Origin of the sequence: Novosphingobium sp. NBM11 (assembly GCF_015390225.1) — a bacterium.
Classification (GTDB): domain Bacteria; phylum Pseudomonadota; class Alphaproteobacteria; order Sphingomonadales; family Sphingomonadaceae; genus Novosphingobium.
This window is the reverse complement of record NZ_VUOG01000003.1, coordinates 423,299-441,317: the sequence shown is the minus strand read 5'-3', so window position 1 is coordinate 441,317 and position 18,019 is coordinate 423,299. Positions and strand designations below refer to the sequence as shown.

The 18,019-nt window shown below is 67.4% G+C and carries 15 protein-coding genes and 1 riboswitch; of the genes, 8 read left to right on the top strand and 7 right to left on the bottom strand.

What is annotated here, in order from left to right; translation table 11 throughout:
- Positions 1–11: 11 nt before the first annotated feature.
- A riboswitch (cobalamin riboswitch) is annotated at positions 12–213 on the top strand.
- A 244-nt stretch (positions 214–457) separates the two neighbouring features.
- The 4 genes from F1640_RS22305 to F1640_RS22290 all read left to right on the top strand — a co-directional run bounded on the left by F1640_RS22305 (position 458) and on the right by F1640_RS22290 (position 3,539).
- Complete coding sequence (locus tag F1640_RS22305; RefSeq protein ID WP_124808350.1) at positions 458–1,030, top strand: hypothetical protein; 573 nt, start codon at positions 458–460, stop codon at positions 1,028–1,030.
- Positions 1,027–1,629, top strand: coding sequence for a cob(I)yrinic acid a,c-diamide adenosyltransferase (gene cobO / locus F1640_RS22300; protein ID WP_124808351.1), 603 nt, complete (start codon positions 1,027–1,029; stop codon positions 1,627–1,629). Before F1640_RS22305 ends, cobO begins: the two co-directional genes overlap by 4 nt.
- The gene (locus F1640_RS22295) at positions 1,626–2,915 is read left to right on the top strand and encodes a cobyrinate a,c-diamide synthase (RefSeq protein WP_124808352.1); all 1,290 of its coding nucleotides are present in this window, start codon (positions 1,626–1,628) and stop codon (positions 2,913–2,915) included. The genes cobO and F1640_RS22295 overlap by 4 nt, the downstream gene beginning before the upstream one ends.
- A 129-nt stretch (positions 2,916–3,044) precedes the next feature.
- On the top strand, positions 3,045–3,539 hold the full coding sequence (locus F1640_RS22290) for a flavin reductase family protein (protein ID WP_223806491.1): 495 nt from the start codon (positions 3,045–3,047) through the stop codon (positions 3,537–3,539).
- Between the two features lie 27 nt (positions 3,540–3,566).
- Here the strand turns inward: F1640_RS22290 and F1640_RS22285 are convergent, their stop codons facing one another.
- From F1640_RS22285 to F1640_RS22275, 3 genes are all read right to left on the bottom strand, one after another.
- Positions 3,567–4,049, bottom strand: a complete 483-nt coding sequence (locus tag F1640_RS22285) for a heme-binding protein (protein ID WP_124808354.1) — start codon at positions 4,047–4,049, stop codon at positions 3,567–3,569.
- Between the two features lie 26 nt (positions 4,050–4,075).
- A complete protein-coding gene (locus F1640_RS22280; RefSeq protein WP_124808372.1) occupies positions 4,076–6,142 on the bottom strand; it encodes a PQQ-dependent dehydrogenase, methanol/ethanol family in 2,067 nt (688 codons plus the stop codon).
- Between the two features lie 83 nt (positions 6,143–6,225).
- The gene (locus F1640_RS22275; RefSeq protein WP_190287153.1) at positions 6,226–8,550 is read right to left on the bottom strand and encodes a TonB-dependent receptor; all 2,325 of its coding nucleotides are present in this window, start codon (positions 8,548–8,550) and stop codon (positions 6,226–6,228) included.
- Between the two features lie 300 nt (positions 8,551–8,850).
- Between F1640_RS22275 and F1640_RS22270 the strand changes: the two genes are divergently transcribed.
- The gene (locus F1640_RS22270; protein ID WP_190287155.1) at positions 8,851–9,816 is read left to right on the top strand and encodes an AraC family transcriptional regulator; all 966 of its coding nucleotides are present in this window, start codon (positions 8,851–8,853) and stop codon (positions 9,814–9,816) included.
- Positions 9,817–9,839: 23 nt separating this feature from the next.
- Here the strand turns inward: F1640_RS22270 and F1640_RS22265 are convergent, their stop codons facing one another.
- The 3 genes from F1640_RS22265 to F1640_RS22255 all read right to left on the bottom strand — a co-directional run bounded on the left by F1640_RS22265 (position 9,840) and on the right by F1640_RS22255 (position 13,229).
- Positions 9,840–11,150: an amidohydrolase family protein gene (locus F1640_RS22265; protein ID WP_124808357.1), complete on the bottom strand. Its 1,311-nt coding sequence runs from the start codon at positions 11,148–11,150 to the stop codon at positions 9,840–9,842.
- Positions 11,151–11,292: 142 nt separating this feature from the next.
- Complete coding sequence (locus F1640_RS22260; protein ID WP_124808358.1) at positions 11,293–12,096, bottom strand: SDR family oxidoreductase; 804 nt, start codon at positions 12,094–12,096, stop codon at positions 11,293–11,295.
- A 14-nt stretch (positions 12,097–12,110) separates the two neighbouring features.
- Positions 12,111–13,229, bottom strand: a complete 1,119-nt coding sequence (locus tag F1640_RS22255; protein ID WP_194921894.1) for an HlyD family secretion protein — start codon at positions 13,227–13,229, stop codon at positions 12,111–12,113.
- Between the two features lie 76 nt (positions 13,230–13,305).
- Between F1640_RS22255 and F1640_RS22250 the strand changes: the two genes are divergently transcribed.
- Genes F1640_RS22250 through F1640_RS22240 form a run of 3 tightly spaced genes read left to right on the top strand, consistent with a single transcriptional unit; the run spans position 13,306 to position 16,884 of the window.
- Positions 13,306–14,910, top strand: a complete 1,605-nt coding sequence (locus F1640_RS22250) for a DHA2 family efflux MFS transporter permease subunit (protein ID WP_206694928.1) — start codon at positions 13,306–13,308, stop codon at positions 14,908–14,910.
- Between the two features lie 11 nt (positions 14,911–14,921).
- Positions 14,922–16,304, top strand: coding sequence for an efflux transporter outer membrane subunit (locus F1640_RS22245; protein ID WP_124810987.1), 1,383 nt, complete (start codon positions 14,922–14,924; stop codon positions 16,302–16,304).
- The gene (locus tag F1640_RS22240) at positions 16,297–16,884 is read left to right on the top strand and encodes a TetR/AcrR family transcriptional regulator (protein WP_190287374.1); all 588 of its coding nucleotides are present in this window, start codon (positions 16,297–16,299) and stop codon (positions 16,882–16,884) included. Before F1640_RS22245 ends, F1640_RS22240 begins: the two co-directional genes overlap by 8 nt.
- A 14-nt stretch (positions 16,885–16,898) precedes the next feature.
- Here the strand turns inward: F1640_RS22240 and F1640_RS22235 are convergent, their stop codons facing one another.
- A complete protein-coding gene (locus tag F1640_RS22235; protein ID WP_124810988.1) occupies positions 16,899–18,011 on the bottom strand; it encodes a LuxR family transcriptional regulator in 1,113 nt (370 codons plus the stop codon).
- Positions 18,012–18,019 lie beyond the last annotated feature (8 nt).

The window sequence follows — 18,019 nt, the reverse complement described above, 5'->3', positions numbered from 1 at the left end:
CCGGTTCGCTTATCACCGGCGGCGTAACGGGTGCCCGAAAGGGCTTAATCGGGAAGTCCGGCCGGCGGAAATCCGCCGAATCCGGCACTGCTCCCGCAACTGTGACCGGTGAGCGCATCGCCATCATGCCATTGGGGTTCCGGCCCTGAGAAGGCGGCGACAGGCGCGATGATCCGGGAAGTCAGGAAACCGGCCCGCTATCGTCGTTCCTTCGCGCGGGCGGGATGCACCGGGCGGACGAGGGCTTCTCCCTTGGCGGACGACATAAGTGCGTTTGTTGCCGAAGGGGGCCTGTGATGAACTGCGTCTGACATCCACGACAACCGCAGCAGGCGTGCGCCCCGGCCCCGAGCTTTCGGTTCCGCGCCCGCCCGCGCATCGCAAAGGCCCCCGCGCCGCAGCCGATGGTCGCGTGCGCGGCCACAACGCGAAATCCAACCCGTTCAGGAGACCCCTCATGGTCCGTAATACCCGGTTCGAACTGTCCGTCTTCGGGCTTCTCGCCCTCGTCATGCTCATCACGCGCAGCCATTCGCTGAGCCAGGTCATCCACCTGCCCGATACCAGCCTGGCCAGCTTCTTCGTGCTCGGCTTCTTCGTCCGCCGCGCGGCCGCGTTCGGCGCGCTGTTCCTGCTGGGCTATGCCATCGACGTGGTGGTGATCGGCTGGTTCGGCCAGTCGGCCTTCTGCTTTACGCCCGCCTACGGGATGCTGGTGCCCGCCTATGGCGTGATGTGGCTGGCCGGACGGTACGCGCAGGCCCGGCTGGGCGAAAGCCTGGCCGCCCTGCCGATCATGGCCGTGCTGCTGATCTGCGCCACGTTCGCGTCCGAACTGCTTTCGAGCGGCGGTTTCTACTTCCTCGGCGGCCGCTTCGCCGATCCGACACTCGCGGGCTTCCTGCCCCGCATCGGGCGCTATTTCCCGTCGACGCTGTGGGCGACGCTCGGTTGGAGCGGCCTGGCCGCCGCCGCGTTCTCGCTGCTGTTCCTGATCCGGCCCGAGCTGCGCGAAAGCGAGCGCCGGTGAGCGGGTCCGAAGACAACGCGCACCGCGAGCGCACCCGCCGGCACAAGGCGGTGGTCGACGCCAAAATCGCCGCCGCCACGCGCGACAAGGGCCTGCTGCTGGTGCTGACGGGCAACGGCAAGGGAAAGTCCTCCAGCGCCTTCGGCATGGTCGCGCGCACGCTGGGATACGGTCGCAAGGCGGCCGTGTTCCAGTTCATCAAGGGGGCCGAGAACGTGGGCGAGCGCGCCTTCTTCTCGCGCCATCCCGACGTGATCTGGGAAAAGTGCGGCGAAGGCTTCACCTGGGAAACGCAGGACCGCCAGCGCGATATCGCCGCCGCGCGCGCCGGCTGGGAAAAGGCCAGGGCCGCGCTGGCCGATCCGGCGATCAGCCTCGTGGTGCTGGACGAGCTGACCTACCTCGTCACCTATCGCTATCTCGCGCTCGACGAGATCATTCCCGCGCTGGAAGCGCGACCGGCGATGCAGCACGTCGTCATCACCGGCCGCGCCGCCGACGAGGCGCTGATCGCCGCCGCCGACACCGTCAGCGCGATCCGCGACGTGAAGCACGCCTTCCGCGACGGCGTGCGCGCGCAGGAAGGGATCGACCGGTGAAGGCGGCGCGGTGCCCGGCCCTGCTGGTCAGCGCGCCGGCATCCGGGCAAGGCAAGACGCTGGTGACGGCGGCGCTGGCCCGCCGTCACCGCCAGGCCGGGCGCAAGGTTCGCGTATTCAAGTGCGGCCCGGACTTCCTCGATCCGATGATCCTCGAACGGGCGAGCGGCGCGCCGGTCTATCAGCTCGACCTGTTCATGGTGGGCGAGGCCGGATGCCGCCGCCTGCTAGCCGATGCCGCGCGCGAGGCCGATCTCATCCTCGTCGAAGGGGTGATGGGCCTGTTCGACGGCGATCCGTCCGCCGCCGATCTGGCCGCCCGCTTCGGCCTGCCGGTGCTGGCGGTGGTGGACGGCAGCGCCACGGCGCAGAGCTTCGGCGCGCTGGTCCATGGGCTTGCCTCCTACCGCGACGACGTGCGGGTGATCGCGGCGCTGGCCAACCGCGTTGCGGGAGAGCGTCACGCCGCCATGCTCGGCCAAAGCCTGCGCGGCGGCGTGCAGTGGCTGGGCGCCCTGCCCCGCGATGCCGGGATCGCCTTTCCCGAGCGCCATCTCGGGCTGGTGCAGGCGGACGAGATCGCCGATCTCGACGGGCGCATCGACCGGGCGGCCGCCGCGCTGCCGGGCGACGCCTGCTGGCTGCCGGCGCCGGTGGATTTCGCCGGACACGAAGCCCACACCTCCGCGGGACGCGATCTCGCCGGACTGCGGATTGCCGTCGCGCAGGACGCGGCGTTCGGTTTCCTCTATCCCGCCAACCTCGATTGCCTGCGCGCGATGGGCGCCACGCTGGCGTTCTTCTCGCCCCTCGCCGATGCCACGCTGCCCCCATTCGACGCGCTGTGGCTGCCCGGCGGATACCCGGAACTTCACCTCGACCGGCTGGCCGGCAACCACGCCATGCGCGATGCCATCCGCGCGCACCATGCGGCGGGAAAGGCGGTGCTCGCCGAATGCGGGGGCATGCTCTATTGCCTGGAGGCACTGGACGACGGCAAAGGCGCGCACGCCCCGATGCTGGGCCTGATGCCGGGCCGGGCGACAATGCAGGCGAGCCTTGCCGCGCTGGGATTGCAGGACATGGCCTTGCCCGCGGGCAGCCTGCGCGGCCACACGTTCCACTATTCCAGGATGGATACCCCGTTATCCCCCGTTACCCGGGCCAAAAACCCCGGCGGCCGGACCGGCGAAGCCCTGTTCCGGCAGGGATCGCTGCACGCCACCTACATGCATTTCTATTTCCCCTCCTCGCCCGCCGCTGTCGCCAGCCTGTTCGGGGCATGACCCGGCTGGGTCCTGCACATGAAGACGGACGATTCCTGCGCAGATCGCATATAACCCGCGTGGCGCGATGCGATAAATCCGGCGCAGTTTCGCATCCCGGGATCAGGCAGGCAATCGATGGCAATCAACATGACCACGACCATAGACAGCCGGCTCAAGCGCGTGCTGCGGCACATGCCCGCGCCGGTGGGCATCGTCACCAGCTTCGATCCCGCAACGAACGCACCCGTCGGCCTCGCCATGTCAGCGATCATGCCGGTGTGCCTCGATCCCTGCGCCATGGCCATCTGCGTCAACCGGTCGGGATCGAGCCACGACGCGATGATCCGCGCGGGGCGTTTCTGCATCAACCTGCTGCATGACGCGCATGACGCTCACATGGCGCCGTTCGCCGGTGCGGCCGCGCGCGAGGAACGCTTCGCGCAGGATGACTGGCACCAGCACGGGCCGGTCTGGTTCATCGAAGGGGCGCCCGCGAACATCTTCTGCGACATTCGCGAGCGCGTGCCCTATGGAACCCACGATCTGCTCGTGGGCGAGGTCTACGACCTGTTCGACAACGGCGGCGAGGATATCCTTGGCTGGGCGAACGGTGCGCTCGGCCGGATCAACCCGCTGCGGTAACCTTCCCTGCGAAGGCGCCGGCCATGCTCAATCCGCTTTCGAACCTCCGCTCAGCCCCGCCTGCGCGATGGTCTCGTCTTCATCGGGCGCGCCGCCACTCACGCCGATCCCGCCGATAACCGCGGAGGCCGATGCGATCGGCAGACCGCCGGTGACCATCACCACGTCGGGAACCGACAAGGAAGCGGGCTTCCCACCATCGACCTGCTGTTCCAGCATCCGCGTCGGCACACCGACCGCTGCCGCAGTAATCGCCTTTCCTTCCGCGACCTTGAGGCTCACGAACGAAGCCCCGTCCATCCGCTGAGCCAGGATCACGCGCCCTTCGCGGTTGACCACCACGATGGACACCGCGCGCTGCATGGCGCTGGCCTTGCTGGCAGCCGAAGCCGCCATGCGGATCGCATCCTGCAGCGCCAGCATGGGCCGCACCGTCTGCGCCGCCGCCGGTATGCCCGTGCAGAACAAGCATCCGGCCATGGCCGCCAGAGCAACAAAGAAAATCCGCATCCTTTATTCCCCGCTCAATGCCCCGATCAGTGCATGGTCTTGGCGCCGGCTTCGTCCTTCTTCACCGGCGCGGCCAAATAGGCATGGATCGCCATTGCATCGTCCTTGCTCAGCACATCGGCGAACGAGGCCATGCCCGCGTAAGAATAGGCGCCGCCCAGCACGATCTGCTCGAACACCTCGTGCGTTTCGGGCGCCATCTTCCAGAGATCCGGGTAGCCGCCAGGGCTGTCTGCCGAAGCGTGGCAGCGCAGGCAATTGTGCGCGAAAAGCTGCTGCCCACGCCTGACCTGCTCCTCGCTACCCCGGAACCTTGCGGGAGCGGGCACAAGCGGCGTTGCCACAACGCGCGGCGGCAGCCTGGGCTGGTCACCTCCGATCCGGAAGACCAGGAGGCGCGGCGCGTTGACCCGGTCCATCGCCGCCCATCCCGGCAAAAATGACCGATTCATCGCGCCACCGAACCCGGCCGCGACCGCAACATACTGAGTGCCATCGATCGTGTAGCTCATCGGCGAAGCCAGAATACCGGTGCCGATATTGATCCGGTGCAGCAGCGTGCCACTGCGCCCGTCATAGATGTTGAGATAACCATCGGCCGACCCCTGCATGACCAGGCCGTTGCTGGTGGTCATTGTCCCGCCGCTCCAGAACGGCATGACGCGAGAGGTCCAGGCCACCTTCTGCTTCACCGGGTCCCAGGCTTTCAGCACCTGTTCGAAGCGCGGCGCGGGCTGGCCCGCCAGCACACTGGCATCCTGCGTTCCGCCCCAGGACGCCACGGTCGGGAAAGCGCCGACCGATCCCTGCACGTTGCTGTAGGGGCGATAGGGCGTGGGGGCCATCGAGAAGATCATCGGCGCTTCGAGGACCGGAATATAAACAAGTCCCGTTTCGGGGCTGTAGGACATCGGCGGCCAATTGTGTCCGCCGGCTTCTGAAGGCCAGACCAGCTTGGCCTTTTCCGAAAAGTTCGACTGATCGGAGATGACCGGCCGTCCGGTCTTGAGATCGACGCGATCGGCCCAGGTGACCGTGGTGTATTTCTCGGCCGACAGCAGCTCGCCGGTCAGGCGGTCCAGCACGTAGAAGAACCCGTTCTTGGGCGCCTGCATGATGACCTTGCGCCGCTTCCCGCCGATATCGAGATCGGCCAGGATCATGTTCTGCGTGGCGGTGTAGTCCCAGCTATCGCCGGGCGTGGTCTGATAGTGCCACTTCTTGCGACCGGTATCCGCATCGAGCGCGACGATCGAGGACAGATAGAGGTTGTCACCACCCGCCGGGCTGCGCAACCACAGCGGGTGGGGCGATCCGTTGCCCGTGCCGAGGTAGACGGTGTTGGTGTCCGGATCGTAGACGATCGAATCCCACGGCGTTCCGCCGCCACCCAGGTCCCAGGCCGAATGCGGGTCCCAGGTCTTGCGCGCCTCGGTCACGTCCGGGCTTTCGTCCGGCCCGGCCTGCGGATCGCCCGGCACCACGAAGAAGCGCCATGCCAGCTTGCCGGTGCGGCGGTCATAGGCGCTGGCATAGCCGCGCACGCCCATCTCGCCGCCGCCATTGCCGATCACCACGACATTGCCCGCCACGCGGGGCGCGCCGGTGATGGCATAGCTGCGCGACCGGTCGGTGATCGTATCGGCCTTCCACAGCGGCTTTCCGGTCTTCGCGTCGAGCGCCACGAGATAGCCGTCGAGCGTGGCGACATAGACCGTGCCATCGACCACGGCGACGCCGCGATTGACCGCGTCGCAACAGGTGCGCCGGGCAAACGATCCGTCGACGTCGGGATCGTACTGCCACAGGAGGCGACCGGTCCGCGCATCGAGCGCATAGACCACGCTCCACGGCCCGGTGGCATACATCACGCCATCGACTACTACCGGCGTGGCTTCCACGCCGCGATTGGTCCGCCCGCGCACCACGAAGCCGTCGAACTCCCAGGCGACCCCCAGCTTGCCCACGCTGGCGGCATCGATCTGCCCTTCGGGATAGTGATAAGCGGTTTCGAGCGCCCACTGCGGATCAGGCGCCTGTGTGCCGGCCAGGGCGTGCCAGCCCGCCAGCCCCGCAATGATCCCGGCGGACATGCCCAGCCATCCCCTGCCGAACCACGTGTTCCTTGCTGTCCCGTGCATTTCAGTCACACCCTGTTCCCTGCGATGATGCGGCTTCAGAAGCGCTGCCGCAGTTCGACGCCAACCGTACGGGGCCGGATCGTCGTCGCGCGGTCGGACCCGGCCGTCAGGTCGAGATCGATCAGCGGTCGCGCGTCCAGCAGGTTGTTGGCATAGAGCCGCACCTCCGTCCCGCCCTTTCCGAGCGAGGCCGACAGATTGACAACATCGAAGCCTTGCCGGAACTCGGCCGCGTTGGGTGTGGTGCCGGCCACGGCGTTGGCATAGACGATCGAGAGCACCCGATCGAACGAACGGCGCGCGCGACTCTGGTACTGGTATTCGCCGCGCATGTTCAGGCGCCACCCGTTGGACAGATCGTGCGCGAAAGCGGCGTAGGCGCTCGCCATCCATTTCGGCACGGCCTGCACCATGTCACCATCCCGCGCCGTCGTTCCGGGTGCGGCGTTCTTGATAGTGGCATCGGTATAGGTGGCATTGCCGCCGATCTGGAAGCTGGGCGAAAGACGGACCTGACCTTCGATTTCCGCGCCCTTCACTTCAGCCGTTCCCGCGTTGCCGGTAAAGGCGAAGCCGCAACTCGTCAGGTTGAGCTGCTGCTGGATCTTCTTCCAGTCGGAATAGAATGCGGCGGCGTTGAACGTAACGACGTTCCCGAACGTGTTCTTGGTGCCGACCTCGTAGGTCCACAGATTGTCGGACGAAAAGCTGTCGGGCGCGCGCGTCAGGCCCAGCGCATTCAGATCGGCCGCGCACAGGACGGGATTGATCTGGAACCGGTTGGGGCCGCCGGGGCGGAAGCCTTTCGCGGCCGAAGCATAGAGCAGGTTCTCACGGGCGACCTTGTAGGAAATGCCGAACTTCGGATTGACGCCGCTTTCGCTGCTCTTGCGCCCGCTCACCACGGTCAGTCCGCCATTGAACGGCCCATCGCCCAGAATATCGACGCGCTGGTCGATCTTGAAGCCGCGAACACCGGCGGTGAGGTCAAGGCCGTCCAGCACGGTGTAGGTGACTTCGCCGAACGCGGCGTACTGCTTGGTGTTGGTGAAGGTGTCGCCATAATAGACGAGATCGGCGCCCACGAAGGCGGCGGCTCCCGGCTGGTTGACGGCCTGGACAAGACGATCGTCCTGATTGGAATAGTAGAGCCCCAGCAGCCACTTGAAGCGCGTACCCGGCCCGTTGTCAGAGGCGATGCGCAGTTCCTGGCTGAAGGTCTTGGTGCGGCTGTCCGAGACGTTGCGCGCCGTCAGCGGGAACAGCGGTGGCACGAGATTGCCGATGAAATAACTGTAATCGCGGACGAAGCTCAGTTTGCGATCGAAATAGGCCGTCAGCGACGTGACCTTGGCGCGCCCCAGATCCTTGTCGATGTTCAGGCTGTAGATGCCCGCCTTGTCGTAGGTCGGCTGCTTGATGCGATAGGAGGATGTCAGTTCGGGCTGATCTATGAACAACTGCCCGGCGTTAGCCAGCGTATAGTCCTGATAGAATACCTGCGGCCGGATCGACCAGCTCGGATCGGGTTGCCACTCCAGCGAGAGGCGGGCAGCAAAGGTGTCTCCGTAGTTCTGGTTGGAGGTGCTGCGCGTGCTGAGCGTGTCCTGCACCAGCGGCGTGTAAACCGGCGAGGCGGTGCTGGAATAATGCGAATTGCGCAGGTTTCCGGGCTGGTTGTCGATATAGCCGCCATCGCGGCGATAGAAGAAGCCGCCGCGCAGCGCCAGCGTATCCGCCACCAGAGGGACGTTGGCCACCACTTCGCCGTTGTACGAAGGCCCGCCGTGCTCGGTCACTGCCACGCCGGCCGCGATACTCACTTCGGTTTCGTTGATCTTCGGCCGTGCGCTGACATATTTGATCGCGCCGCCCATGGAATTGCCACCATAGAGCGTTCCCTGCGGCCCTTTCAGCACTTCCAGCCGTTCCATGTCGAAAAACACGGGGTCGAACGCGCCGCTGAACGACGTGGCAATGGTAACGAGCGAGATGTCGTCCAGGTAAATGCCCACCGTGGGCGATGACGCGACGGTACTGATGCCGCGAATGTTGTAGTTGGAAAGCCCGCGCTCGGTGCCAGAATAGGAAAACCCCGGAATGCTCCGCAGCACGTCCTTGACATCGGCGGCACCCCGGTCCCGCAACTGGTCGGCAGTAACCGCGTTCACGGTGACCGGCACATCCTGCAGGCGCTCACCCGTCTTGCGCGCCGTGACGATGATCCCGCCCTGCGGATCGACATCCTCGTTGGCTTCGCTGGCCGCCTGGGCCGCAACCGGCGTCGCCAGGCAGACCGCTGCCGCTCCGCTGGCGAGCAGGGCCAGGCTCCGAAGCCGGCCATGGCTTTCATGTATCATCGATTTTCCCCCACGCTGGTTCCGGACCGATATTTCGGCGGACCCGATCCCCATACTTTACGAAAGCGCGCGCGCGGCGCTTATCCTCGAACCCGAATTTCCTTTGCGTTTTCCGGAAAGCCGCGCACCTTTGTTCCGCTTCACCGGGCCGGGGGCTACCGTTCGGCCATGAGGCGCGATAAAAATGCCACCGCGCAAGGAGGCGTGCCCGCTCATCGCACTGGCGGTCATACCGAACCCGCCGGCTTCACCAAACGGGACCTGCTATTGGACAATCTGCTCACACGAAACCGAGACCCGTTGGATCCCACGATCCTTGCCGTTGTCGATCCGGGCAAGATCAGGGCGATGGATTGCGGCGCCGGATTGCTGGCGGATACCGAAATGATCCACGAAGCCGGGCCGACAGCCCAGGGCTGGCTGCGCGGCGTCACGGTGCGGCAGGGCTATTCGGTGTTCCTGTCCGATGTTTCCCACCTGGACCGAAGCGATTATTTCTATGAAAGCAGGGACTTGCTGAAACTGCACTGCAACCTCGGCGGGGGCAGCACGATCAGCAGCGGGAACGACGAATCCGAATGCCATCCGGGAAGCTTTTCCTTCCTCGTGCAGCCCGATGGCAGCATCAAGAAGGAAGTCGCCCCGCCAAAGGTCCGTTCACGCGCCATCACCATGATCTGCACGCGGGACTTGCTGCGCGATTTTCTGCCGGGGCGGAACGGTCTGCCTTCGACCATTCTCGAATACATGCGCGGCTCGGTCGCCCAGTTCTGCCACAGCGACGCGCCCCTTCCCGTGCCGATGCAGTCCATCGCCGAAGAGATGCTGAATCTGCGTCCCGGCCCGATGACGGACCTGATGTTCGAAGCCAGGGCGCTCGAGCTGCTCTACATGGGATTGCAGCAGCTCGCGGGCTGGAGCGCCGGCCCGGATCTCAAGCCGCATCACCGCAGGAAGGTGCAGCAGGTCCGGGATCTGCTGCACAGCACGGAAGGCACAAGCCTTGGCATCGGCCAGATCAGCCGCGCGGTCGCCTGGAACGAGACGCAGATGATGGAATGCTTCAAGCAGGTCACCGGGATGACGATCTCCGCCTATCGCCAGCGCCTGCGCATGGACGAAGCGCTCGCCATGCTGCGGACCAGCCAACGGTCGATCACGGAGATCGCTCTGGAAGCAGGCTACGAACATCCCGGCAATTTCACGACCGCGTTCAAGCGGACCTTCGGCTTCACACCCAGGGCCGCGCGTTCGCCCTGCAATTGAGCGTCTTCACCATCGCGGCTGCATCAGCCCACGGGCTTGCCCCCGGCCTTCACGATCGCGCCGCCCTTCATCACGAAATCGACGTTCCGTAGCGCGGCCATATCCTGCAAGGGATCGCCCTCCACGGCAATAAGATCGGCAAAATGCCCCTTGGTCACCGCGCCCACGTCGTCGCTCGCCCCCAGCAGGTCCGCGGCGTTGCGCGTTGCCGTGAGGATCGCGTCCATCGGCTTCATGCCGAGCGAGGTCATGAGTACCAGTTCCTGCGCGTTCTCGCCGTGCGCCGAGAGCCCGAACGTATCGGTACCCATGGCAATCTTCACGCCGGCCGCCGCCGCCGCGCGGAAATTTTCGTGCAGGACCGGGGCTATGGCGATCGCCTTGGCGGCAGTGGACGGGTTGAGCTGTTCGGGATGCGTCTTTGCAACCTCGTAGACCCGCTCTCCGACGAGCAGCGTCGGCACGAGATAGGCGTTGTGCTGCTTGAACAATTTGTAGGTCTGCGCGTCGGCGAACGTTCCGTGCTCCACGGAATCCACGCCCGCCGCCAGGGCATGTTCGATGGCCTGCTTGCCATGGGCATGGGCCGCGACTTTCATGCCAAGCGCGTGCGCGGTGGCGACAACGACTTTCAGCTCATCGTCATCCATGAGTTGCAGGTAGGGATTGTCGCCGATCGACATGACCCCGCCCGAAGGCATGATCTTGATCAGGTCCGCGCCTTCGCGCTTCAGCCGGCGGACCGTGCTGCGCGCTTCGTCCGGGCCGTCGATCACGGCATCGCGCGCGTGCGGCAGTTCGGCGATATCGGGGATCAGGCCGTTCGCGGGATCGCTGTGCCCCCCGGTCGGCCCGAGAGCCTCGCCTGCCACCCACATGCGCGGACCGGGCACCTTGCCGTCCGCCACCGCCTTCTTGAGCGCGACGACGGCGTAAGTGTTGTCTCCCACAGACCGGATCGACGTGAAGCCGGCAAGCAGCGTGGCCCGTGCATCGTTCACGCCATCGATCAGCACATCGTAACCCGATTGCGTGACGGCACGGCGAATGGGATCGCCCTTGTAGCCGGTGACCGTAATATGGACGTGCATGTCGATCAGGCCCGGCAGCACCGTCCGGTTCGACAGATCGATCAGCGTGTCCCCCTGGGCGATCGGTGCGAAGCCTTCGCGCACTTCGACAATGCGATCACCGTCCACGACGATCGAGACATTCTCCCGGGGCGGAGCGCCGGTTCCATCGATGAGCTTTCCGGCACGAACGACAGTATGCGCGGTAGCACCGGAGGGGATCAGGGCCACGGCGCAGGCCAGCGCCAATATCGTGCGGTGCATCTTCGTTAGCCTCCCTTTCGCGGACCGTGCTCCGCCCGCGCAGGAATGGCATAGAGCATTGCTGCAAACTTTTGCCAGCCCATGATTTTCCTGTGCCGCATCCCGAACCGGCGGCTGGTCCGCCGGTTCGGCGCGGTTCCGTTCAGGCCAGAACCGCGCGATAGCGGGCGGCGACCTCGCTGCGGGACAGTTGGGGGCCAAGCGCCACGCGCGCCGACTGCATCGCTTCCCAGCCGGCTAGGTCGGCCAGCGGCGGGATCGTCACGTTCTCGCCGCGATCGAGTCCGACCAGCGCGGCATCGACCAAGTCGTTCACGTCCATCACCATTTCCGCCGGGAAGGCATCGACGTCCTTGCCCGAACGCTCCCAGATCTCGGTGCGCGTCGCGCCCGGAAGCACCGCCTGCACATGCACGCCGCTGCCCGCCAGTTCGGTGGACAGCCCCTGCGACAGGTTCAGGATGAACGCCTTGCTGCCGCTGTAGGCACCGTCGAACATCTCCGGCGCCAGCGCGAGGACCGACGCGATGTTGACGATCGCGCCTGCGCCCTCGTGCGTCAGGCGCAGCGCCGCGGCGCGGGCCAGCAGGGCGGGTGCGGTGATGTTGAGCGCGATCAGCCGCGTCACTTCCTCGACCGGGCTGGTGACCAGCGTGCCGGTGAGCGCCATGCCGGCATTGTTGACCAGCAGGCCAAGGTTCGGGACCGTGGCGATCCGGTCGGCCACACGCGCGACGGCGGCGGGATCGGTGAGATCGGCGGGCAGGACTTCGACGGACTGGCCGGTTTCCGCGCGCAGGCGCTCCGCCAGCGCGTTCAGACGGGCAACATCGCGCGCGACGAGCACCAGATCGTGCCCGCGCCGGGCCAGCCGGTCGGCATAGACGGCGCCGATACCCGTCGAAGCGCCAGTGATCACGGCGGTCGCATGGTGGGGAATAGTCATTTCAGGGTGTTCCTTCAGTTGGAAAGCTGGACGTTCGCGGTGACGGAAAGGCCGGGGCGCAGCGCGGCGAGCGCGGACTGGCCGGGATCGAGCCGTATCCGCACCGGCACGCGCTGCACGATCTTGGTGAAGTTGCCGGTGCCGGGCTCGAACGGCAACAGCGCAAACGTCGAGGCCGATCCCGGCGCGAGGCTCTCCACCGTGCCCTTCAGCTTCGCGCCGCCCAGCGCATCGATGCGAACGGTGGCGTGCTGGCCGGGATGCATCCGGCGCGTCTGCGTTTCCTTGAAGTTGGCCGTCACATAAAGCGCCTGCATCGGCACCAGCGTCAGCGCGCGCGTGCCGGGCTGGACGTAATCGCCGACGCGCAGCTGCCGGTTGGCCACTACGCCATCGATCGGCGCGCGCACTTCGGTGTGGCGCAAGTCCTGGCCGGCAAGATCCAGCGCCACGCGGGCGCGGGCCTCGCCCGCCTGTGCCTGCGCCAGCGCGGCCAGCAGATCGCCGCGCCGGGCGCCGACCACCGCCACCTGCTGGCGCGCGACCGCCAGATCGGCTTCGGACCGGGCCAGCGCCTGCCGTGCGGCAACCGCGCCCGTGCGGATGCTTTCCGCATCGCGCGCGGCCACCGCGCCCGTCGCCAGCAGCGCGTCATAGCGCCCCTGATCGGCCGAGGCGTGCCCGGCATTGGCCTGCGCCGCGCGGATCGTCGTCGCCGCAGCGCCGGCCTGCGCGCGGGCAAGCGCCTCTTCCGTGCCCTGCCGGACCAGCGCGGCCCGCGCCGCCGCCACGGCCGCCCGCGCATCGGCAAGATCGGCTTCCGCCGTCGCACGGCGCGCGCCATATTCCTCGGGATCGATCCGCAGCAGCGGCGCGCCCGCGCGGACTGCCTGGTTCTCCTCGACCAGCACCGCGCTGACGAAGCCCTTGATGCGGGGCGCCACGCTTGTCGCATCGGCGCCGACATAGGCATCGTCGGTGGACTGGCTGGCCGGCTCGGACAGGATCCAGGCCGCGCCCAGCCCCGCTGCGACAAGCGCCGCCCCTGCCGCGATCACCGCGCGCGGCGCCCTGCGCCGGGGTGCCGGCGCCACCGCGTCATCAACCTGGGATTCCGATGTGCGCTGAAGCATGGAAATGCACTCTTGCTGATATGATGATCGTAATATATATGTTGTTCATCATTCGTCCAGAGGGAAAATTGCCACCATGCCCAGATGGTCTTTCGCGCGCTTCGGCACGGACTGGTCGGACGATCCGACGGCCATGCCCACGGCCCGCAAGTTCCTGATCTTCGGATTGATGGCGTTCGGGCAGTTTCTCGCGCTTTTCGACATCCAGATCGTCTCCGCCTCGCAGCGCGAAGTGGCGGCCGGGCTTGCCGCCGGAGCGGATGAAATCAGCTGGGTGCAGACCGCCTACCTGATGGCCGAGCTGGTGATGATTCCCCTGTCCGGCTTCCTCGCGCGGGCACTGTCGACGCGCTGGCTGTTCGTGGCTTCGTGCACCATGTTCACGATTTCCAGCCTGCTGTGCGGCCTGTCGTGGTCGATCGGATCGATTATCGCCTTCCGCGCCTTGCAGGGCTTCACCGGCGGCGCGATGGTGCCGCTGGTGTTCGCGGTCGGTTTCACGCTGTTCTCGGGCAAGCAGCGCGCGCTGATCCCGGCCATCCTCGGCACCGTCAGCGTCCTGGCGCCGGCGCTTGGCCCTTCGGCGGGCGGATTGATCACCGACGCGCTGGACTGGCGCTGGCTGTTCTTCGTCAACGTCCTTCCCGGCCTCGCCATCGCCACGGCCTGCGCCATGCTGCTGCGGATCGACAAGGCCGACACCAGCCTGTTGCGCCGGATCGACTGGGCGCACTTCGTAGCCATGGCGGTCTTTCTCGCCGGCCTTGAATACGTGCTGGAGGAAGGCCCCCGTCACGACTGGCTGGGCGATGAAACCATCGCGATCGCCGCCTGGCTGTCGCTGGTGGGGCTGGTGCTGTTCGTGGAGCGCGCGCTGTTCTCGCCGATGCCGGTGGTTTCGCTGCGCCCGTTCCGCCGGCCGATCTTCGCCTTCGCCTGCCTGTTCAACCTGGTGATCGGCTTCGGCATGTATGCCTCGATCTCGCTGGTGCCGGTCTATCTGGCGCAAGTGCGCGGGTACGACGCCTTGCAGATCGGCAAGACGATCTTCGTGGTCGGCGTGGCGCAGCTGGGGTCGACGGTCGTCGCCGCGTCGCTGTCGCAGCGCATCGACATGCGCTGGATGATCAGCGTTGGCCTTTCCCTGTTCGCACTGAGCCTGTGGCTGACGTCGGGCATGACCAGCCAGTGGGGCTTTTCGGAACTGCTGGTGCCGCAGATGCTGCGCGGCTTCGCCCTGATGCTGTGCATCGTTCCTTCGGTAAACATGGCGCTTTCGGGCGTGCCGCCGCAGGATCTCGGCGCAGCCTCGGGCCTGTTCAACCTGATGCGCAACCTTGGCGGCGCGATCGGCATCGCGGTGGTCAACAGCTGGCTGCAGGACGATACGCGCATCGCCGCCGCGCGCCTTTCCGAAGCGCTGGGCCATCACGCGCGGCCGGCCAGCGATGTCATGGCCAGCCTGGGGCAGCGGATTTCCACGATGACGCCCGACGGCGCGCGCGCGCAGGACATGGCGCAGGCCGTGATGGCGCGCGTGATCGGGCGCGAGGCGCTGGCGCTGGGGTTCGACGACGTGTTCCGGGTGATGGCCTGGATGTTCATCGCGGCACTGGTGCTGGTGCCGTTCTGCCGGCAGGAGCCGGGCGCGACGCCCCCTCCCGCCGATGCCGCGCATTAAGGAGAAGTCTCATGCGTTTCCGCAATCTGCGGCGAGCCGCGCTCGCCCTGCTCCTGGTGACTACCACGCCGGCGATGGTCCATGCCCAGCCCGCCACCGGTGCCTGGTGGCAGGCGTTCCACGATCCGCAGCTCGACGAAACCGTCCGCCGCGCGCTGTCGGGCAACCTGGACCTCGCCGCGGCCGCCGCGCGCGTCGATCAGGCGCGGGCCATGGCCAAGGGAGCCCGCGCGGCGCTGTTGCCGTCGCTCGACGCCACCGGCGCGGCCGAAGCCGACCGGCAATCGCTCCATTCGCCGATCGGCGCGGCATCGCGGCAACTGGGCTTGCCCCGGAACTACGAACTCTATCAGGCCGGGGTGGAAGCCCGCTGGGAGATCGACCTGTTCGGAGGATTGTCGGCCCGGCGCAAGGCGGCCGCGGCCAATGCGGCGGCCACGCTGGCCGAGATGGACGCCATGCACCTGGCCATCGCTGCGGAGACGGCGGACGCCTATCTCCACTTGCGCGGCTTACAGGAACGGCTCGCGCTGGCGCAGCAGCAGGCGCGGTTGCGCGGGGATCTGGCGGCGCTGGTGCGCCAGCGGGCCAACCAGGGACTGGCCAGCGATTTCGATGCCAACCGCGCCGAAGCGGCCCACGCCGCTACGCTGGCCGCCTTGCCGCCGCTGCGGCAGGCGATCGAAGTCGACATCGACCGGCTGGGCGTGCTGACCGGTGGAAGCGACCGGGCGTGGCTGGAGCGCCTGCGCGAAACGGCCGCCATCCCTGCCCCGCTCGATCCGGCGCTGGATGCCGATCCCGCTACGCTGATGCGTCGCCGCCCCGATCTGGCCGCTGCCGAACGGCGGGTGGACGCCGCCCGCGCCGGCATCCGCGTGGCGCGGGCGGAATACTACCCCCACCTCTCGCTCGGCGGTCTGGTCGGGCTGGTGACGCTCGGCGGCGCCTCGTTCGGATCGGGGGATTCGGTTTCGGCCAGTGGCGGGGCGACGCTGCGTTGGCGCTTGTTCGACTTTGGACGGCTCGATGCGGAACTCGCCGTCGCGCGCGGGCATGAGCGCGAGGTGCTGGCGCTGTGGCGGCAGGCTGCGCAGGTCGCCAGCGCCGAAGTGGCGGACGCGGTCGCCGCGCTGGCCGAAGGCCGGCGGGAACAGGACGAACTGGCCCGGCAAGTCGCCTTGCTCCGCCGTGCGCGCGATCAGGCGCGCGAAGCTTACGCGCAGGGAATCGTCGCCCTGATCGACGTGCTGGATGCCGATCGCAATCTGCTGGAGGCGACCGATCGCCTTGCGCAGAATCGCGAGGCGCTTGCGCGCGCCTCGGTGGCGGCGGTACGGGCAATGGGCGGCGGCTACGGCCCCGGCGAGCAGGAGGCGGATCACCATGGCTGACAAGAGCGCCCACAAGGCCAAAGTGCGCGCCCGGATTCTCGACGAGGCCGCCATCGCACTGCGCAGCGGCGGCACCGAAGGGTTGAGCGTCGCCAATCTGATGAAACGCGCAGGCCTGACGCATGGCGGGTTCTACGCCCATTTCGAGAACCGCGACGATCTGGTTGCCCACGCCGTCGATCGCATGTTCGAAGACAGCCGCGCGATGCTGGAACGCTTCCTGGGCGACCGGCCCGACCTTGGCGGGCTGATCGACCACTACCTGTCGGAAGCGGCCATGCGCCGGCACGATCTTGGCTGTCCCCTGCCCTGGCTGGCGGGTGAGGCCCCGAGAATGCCCGAGCCCGCACGCCTCCGCTTCCAGGCCGGCATTTCCGCCATGCGCGATGCCATCGCCGGCGCGCTGGTCAGAAGCGGCCACCCGAAGCCCGAAGCCGATGCCCTTGCCGCCTCGATAGTCGCCGAAATGGTCGGCGCCATGACTCTCGCCCGCGCACAGGGCGAAGGCGAGGAAGCGGTCGCCACGCTGCAGGCCGCGCGCGCGGCGCTTCACGCACGCGTGGCGTTACGGCCTCACTGAACCGGGCCGCGGACTCAGGTGAAAGGCGCCAGCCCGGTCAGCACCATCCGCACCAGATCGGCCTGCCCGGCGGCCCCGGTCTTGGCATAGATGCGCTTCGAATAGTTCCGCGCGGTCTCGCTGGTCAGGCGCAGGCGGCGGCCAGCCTCCACGATCGTTTCGCCCATGCTGATGGCGTGCGCCAGCGCCGCTTCGCGATCCGACAGGCCATGGACCGCCGCCAGCGTGCGGACCGCTTCGCGCGCGGCTTCGCGGTGTTCGCGGCGCAGCGTGCCGATCACTGCCGGAAAGGCGCAAGGCTCCGCCAGGGCAAGGTCCGACTTGCGCAGCAACACGTCGAGCGCCGAGCGCTCGTCGAGCCGGATCACCCGCGTTCCGCCCGCCGGACCGGCCGCCAGCGCGGCGCAGGCTGCATCGAGCGAGCGCGCGACATCGGGAAGCACCTGCAACCGGCGGCCCGGCGCCGGCCCTGGTTCGGGCGTGAACGCCAGCAGGGCTTCCGCCCAGGGATCGGCGGCCATGACCCGCCCGCCAGCATCGAACGCCAGTTGCCCCACGCCCAGCCGCGCCAGCGCGGCCTGCGCCATCGCCGCCTGGAGCCGCTGCTCGGTCAGCGCGCCCAGCGTACGCAGGGCGGCGGTCAGGTGCGGCGCGATCACCGCCAGCGCGGAGACGGCGGTGGCGCTGAAATCCTCGCGCTCGCGCACCAGCAGCAGCCAGGCATCCGCCGCGCCGCCCGCCGAGACGCGCAACCAGCGGCCATAGCGGATGCCCATGTCGTGCAGCGCCGCGCGCTGTTCGGCGAGCCGGGCGGGATGGTCGTAGTCCAGCATTTCGTCGAGCGCATAGACCCGGCCGGGGCGCAGCGCGCCGTATGGATGCAGCCGCAGCGCGTCGAGCCGACGGAAGTCGATCGGCGGCTCCTGCGCCGCGCGAGGCGCGGCGACATGAAGCACCGTGGGTTCCTGCGCAGGCATGGCATTGGCCAGCGTCACGATCAGGAACGCACGCCGGGCATAGGTGCGCGCCACCAGATTGCGCATGAACGCACCCCATGGCGGGCTTTCGTGAATGCCCTCGATCAAGGGCAGGAAAAGCTCGCGTTGATCGGGCGAAAGAAATGCCATCTGTTTTT